The 4,797-nt window shown below is 39.0% G+C and carries 3 protein-coding genes and 1 pseudogene; 3 read left to right on the forward strand and 1 reads right to left on the reverse strand.

The genetic code is table 11. From position 1 onward, the window contains the following. The first annotated feature begins 231 nt into the window (after positions 1-231). Positions 232-723 (forward strand): hypothetical protein, encoded by a 492-nt coding sequence (locus N482_RS05035; protein ID WP_063376036.1) that lies wholly within the window; start codon positions 232-234, stop codon positions 721-723. A 148-nt stretch (positions 724-871) separates the two neighbouring features. On the opposite strand, the pseudogene N482_RS26060 reads toward N482_RS05035, so the two are convergent. Then, positions 872-1,381, reverse strand: a pseudogene (locus N482_RS26060) (transposase); the annotation flags it as partial. A gap of 149 nt (positions 1,382-1,530) precedes the next feature. On the opposite strand from N482_RS26060, the gene N482_RS05045 reads away from it, so the two are divergent. Both N482_RS05045 and N482_RS05050 read left to right on the forward strand, forming a co-directional pair. Continuing rightward, positions 1,531-1,929, forward strand: coding sequence for a hypothetical protein (locus tag N482_RS05045; protein WP_063376038.1), 399 nt, complete (start codon positions 1,531-1,533; stop codon positions 1,927-1,929). A 10-nt stretch (positions 1,930-1,939) separates the two neighbouring features. Next, positions 1,940-4,528: a ubiquitin carboxyl-terminal hydrolase gene (locus N482_RS05050; RefSeq protein WP_063376039.1), complete on the forward strand. Its 2,589-nt coding sequence runs from the start codon at positions 1,940-1,942 to the stop codon at positions 4,526-4,528. Positions 4,529-4,797: the final 269 nt, after the last annotated feature.

A 4,797-nucleotide genomic window follows, 5' to 3' on the forward strand; every position in this document is an offset into this window, starting at 1 on the left:
GCCAATACATAATTGGAGCCTTTGTTTATCTCAGTTAGCGATTTATTTTGAAGGGCGTTTAGATAGCGTGCTTGATATTTAACTTTTTAAGCTGACACAGAATTTTGAACGCCCTCGGTATCGATTAAAGCTAAGCCCCCACTCTGCTCCTAATTAACCACTCAGATTTTTGACAGAGTCACGATTAATGCGATTTTAGTTATTCAAGTTACAAACTAAATAGGAAAAGAAATGAATAACTCAAAGCCATCAATCAAAAGTCATCAACCGTTGAACCTGAACCCAATTGCCAAACCAGCAAACCTATTAAAAATTGGCACTGCAGCTAATGAGCATCTGTTTTATGATTTAAAACCCCTCAATGTTGTTGCATACAACCATGAGTTTCAAATTCTAAAGAAAAACAGAGAAACACAACCATTTAACCGCTTACCATTTAAAATCACTGGTAACGATGAAGCTGTGCTAGAACTATTTATGACCAAGCTCAGTAAAGTACTTGGCGTAAAAATGCAGAGTTTGTGGACTGAAATGGTGAACAACATTGAAGATTATTATTGTGCTTTTGAAGTTAAAGAGCTGAAATTAAAGCAGCACCTTATTTTTGATCTTATTAACCTCGGCAATGGCGAAGTTACTCTTGAAGCAATAGGTAAGCTGGTTGAAATAAAAAGAAAATTACTTGTACCTGAATATTTAGATTTGCTAATAGCTCACAAGTAAGCTCAAGCTTTACGTGGTCTTTACTGTCAGGTCATTTAGTTTCATCTGACCTGACAGTCTCATTTACGCTATTTAGCGGTCGTGCATTTCTGTGATAACCACAACAGAACGCAAATTGCTGCCATGCTGCATGTCAGCAGAAGAATGGTAAATGGATACCACATCGCCACATCTCATTGCCTGCGGGGCAGCGGTAGGTTGTGTCGTTTCATCATATCAAAAGTCGTCTGAAGTAAATAATCGAGGGTTGCGTTTTCTAAATTGATTATCGGCAATGTAGGTATCAAAGCTACTTTGTGCCATAAATTCGAGGTTCGCTTCGCTATTAAAACCACTGTCTGCAGTGAATTTGATGAGCTGTTCCTTTGACGTTCGGTTTGCGATGAGTTTATTAAGCTGTTGTTCTAGTTACTCAACGGCTGGCTGCAAGGTTTGTTGCTCGCCCACCGAACCCCACGCTTGTGCTTGCAGGGAAATTTGATCCTTGTCGTCATTAATCGCTATGACATTGTAACCTTGGATGGTGCCTTTTGAGGTGGTCATTTTTGCACTGTCTGGGTGATTGGTGCCGTTCGAGAATGCATTCACTCGCCCGCTCTAATTTAGCTTTTTTACGTCCAAGCTCATCGAATGTTCCACTCCATTCTGCACCTAAATTTTCAAACTCACCTCCTTTTTAAACAGTTCCACTATCAATCTATAACATCATAATACTCAACGAAAACTTGGTTGTTATTACCTATTTCCCGTTAATGATAGTAATTATTATCAGGTATGTTAATTACTTACAAAATTTAAGGAACCTTGATGCCCCGTCGTATAGTGAAAATAAAAAAGCGCGCTGCAAAAAAAACGTCTAATGACAGTAATCCAATCAAACTGGAACCAGAAGACTTCGATTATGGACTGACAACGGTAGAGGTCGACGATCTCAATCAATTTTGCAATTCAAGTATACAGCTTAACAAAGAGCCTGAGAAGGAGCTGGAAGTCTCCCTTCAGGATGAACTAGAACTGGCCACGGAATACGACATTAGTACGCCTGAGGGTTTTAAAGATTGGCTAACACTTACAGCAACATTCGGTTGGTGTTTCATTAAACAGCAGGCATTTTCGCAATTTGAAAATCAGTTGCAGGAACCCAGTTCGGTAGATAACGAAGAGCTACTAAGCCGCTTGCTTAATCAGCTTGCTGAATCCATATAGGGAGAAAAAAATGCAATTAACTATAAAAAATGTCATCTCTCTGCTGGAATATGTGACCTCTGAACAGTCAGAGGCTTTGTTTAGTTCAGCGGAATACTTACTGCAAAACCCGCCTATCGATGAAAAGCAAATTAAGATAATTTGTGAAGCAGCAGAAAGTTTAGCATCTAATCTAGAACCAATTAATGATAAAGGGAAATACAAGAAGAGATTCGCAGAGGAGGTATCCAAGAGCTTAAGACAGGTACAGGATGAATGGTTTAAGCAGTTAGAAAAAAGTGCCTTTTCACCTCTAAAAGTCAAAATTCAGAACACACTGAATGAAAGTATCAAAAATCTGGAAGAGAATGTACATAAACTAGATCCTGATTTTGAAAAAACTATATATTCTAAATTCATTGAAGGATGTAGAAACTATGAGCTGAAAACGAAATTCAATGAACTTACTCTTAACTTTTGCACTAGCTTCAACAAAGAGGTTGCCAACTTAATCAAAAAAACGCCGATGCAGCAAGTTAAGTTTGAATTACAAAAAGAAGAGCCGACTAATGCCTTTTCAGATAAGCTTGAACTATTAGCGCAGCAAGAAAAAACTCAAAACAGAAACAAGCTCGCCCAATATGGGTCAGTACTGTTAAAAGCGCTTGGGACTACTGCAACCCCCCTTTATTATGCTGGTTCTTCCCTGAATGATGTTAATTGGCAAGGTACTGCAAAGTATAATAGTGAGTTTTTGGCTGTTACTGGGGGATCCCTGCTTTGTTATGGAGTGGGCTGGATTACCAGTTTTTGGACAGAACGAGGCCCTAAAAACTGCCAGGAATTACAGGCGGTATATAGTGCCTATGAAAAATGTAAACCTTTATTTAATACCGAAGATGATCGGGAGATCCTTAATATTCTTCGCAATAAAAACTTTCCGCAACATATAAAAGAAGACAATATCTACAAAATTGGTCTGGCACAGGTCATACTTTCAAATCAGCCCACCAGTCAATTTATAAAAGCACTGAATGTTAAATTGGTGGCTCTAGAACAAAGAATCTGGAATTTGCTGGTGCAACCGGCTGTTAATTGGGATGCGCAACACAGAGAAACTCTGCAACAGCTTATGGGTATTATTCTCTATATCGAACAAACAAACCGTGAACTTTCTGTTATTAGCTTGGATAAGAGTGACACTTACCAGGGGAAAGATGCCTGGTGGAAAATATTCAGCACAGTGGGTGTACTTGCACCAGGTTTGATGATGAAACTTGGTGCACTGAATTATCTCTCTCACTGGTTTGGTAGCTCTACTTCTATCGCCGCCTCCGTTGGTAGTGAGATAATGAAAGTTATCGGTTTTCAGCATGGCAAGGTAGATTATGCTGATATTGAAGGTAGCAAACTTTCTATGGATATTTCCACGAATAGCACTAATAACAATGAAACCGTAACTGGAATAATGCTGACATCAGGCTTAGCGATTGAGGCTTTATCTATGGTGGTGGCAACGCGCATTTCTTATATGAATTATACCTCAGCAACAGATGCCCTTAAAAAGATGATTCAGGAAGCCGAAAGTACGGCAACCCATGTGGTAGATCGTTGCACAAGGTTGATTGGAGATCGTTTAAATCATATCGATAGGTCCCTTGCATTGATGGATAAAAGTGGCTTGGATGCTTATAAAAAAAATGCTTTCTCATTACCTTCATCTCGAAAAAAACTTTTAGATGCATATCAAAATGTCGCGGCCAGTTTAACTGCCCTAAGGGATGATGATATATTGAAATCAGGTCTGGTGAATTTAGGTAATAGCTGTTATCTAAATAGTTGTGTGCAATTAATGCAGTGCATTGACTCTGACGTAAATAGTTCTAAAGATGAAAGCCAGCAATCTAACCTGAACATTAATACGGCTATGGCTCAGTTGCATGAACAAATACGGTTAAGTAAACATTGGCCAGATAAAACCCAACAAGATGCCTGGGAAGTTCTTGATTTATTGTTGAGTGCATTACAAATGCCGGTGAATTTTTTGGCTAGTGTAGATGCAGCCCAAGATGACGGTGCCAACCTGCATGAACATCGCGTGTTGCAGTTAGATTTTACCGAAGATGCTGAGCTGGAGGCTCAACTTAAAAGCCAATATAGGGGGAGGACAGAGAAAAGCAAAGACAAAAAAATCATACTTGATCTAAACAAGTATCTTATTGTGGCTGTCAAGCACATTCATGACAGTAACCTCCAACCGCTACAGGAAGTTGTGATAAAGGATAAGAAAGATGTTCAATCCGATATAAACATTTCTTCAGACAAAAAACTTATTAACCAAGACTCTTCTATTAAAGTCATTAAGCATGAAGTTACACTGGCAGCTTCCTTAACGGTACCTACCGCTGCCGGAGACATAAACTGCGACTTGTTAGCCGTGATTTGCCGGGAAGGTAATGAAAGCGAGCATGGACATTATCTTTGCTACTTCAAAAAAGACGGAGTATGGTATGAGGCCAGTGATCAAGATATCAAGAAAGCTACCATTGATACTTTTACAGACGATTCCGATTTCAAGAAAAATGCCTATCTTGCACTCTACAAAAAGCTAGAAAAGTGACAGTAGAATAATGAAGAGTATGGGTTCATACCATATCTGAAATTTTAATTTGAAACGAAAACGGTTAGACACTTTGATTAATGTTGCAGAATTTATATCAAAGTGACTAACCCTCAAGCTAGATTTATTCGGTTAACTTATTGACTTGAGGGATAAACGGCAGATGCAATTGACTCCTACCACTTGTTACTGGTTACTGGTTACTGGTTACTGGATACTGGATACTGGATACTGGATACCAACTGTAACCGGCGTTTTTCAAGGTAGTT

It is taken from the genome of Pseudoalteromonas luteoviolacea NCIMB 1942 (assembly GCF_001625595.1).
GTDB classification, from domain to species: Bacteria; Pseudomonadota; Gammaproteobacteria; order Enterobacterales; family Alteromonadaceae; genus Pseudoalteromonas; species Pseudoalteromonas luteoviolacea_A.

Coding starts and splice junctions, on each gene's coding strand:
- N482_RS05035 (WP_063376036.1), top strand. CDS start 232: ATGAATAACTCAAAGCCATCAATCAAAAGTCATCAACCGTTGAACCTG.
- N482_RS05045 (WP_063376038.1), top strand. CDS start 1,531: ATGCCCCGTCGTATAGTGAAAATAAAAAAGCGCGCTGCAAAAAAAACG.
- N482_RS05050 (WP_063376039.1), top strand. CDS start 1,940: ATGCAATTAACTATAAAAAATGTCATCTCTCTGCTGGAATATGTGACC.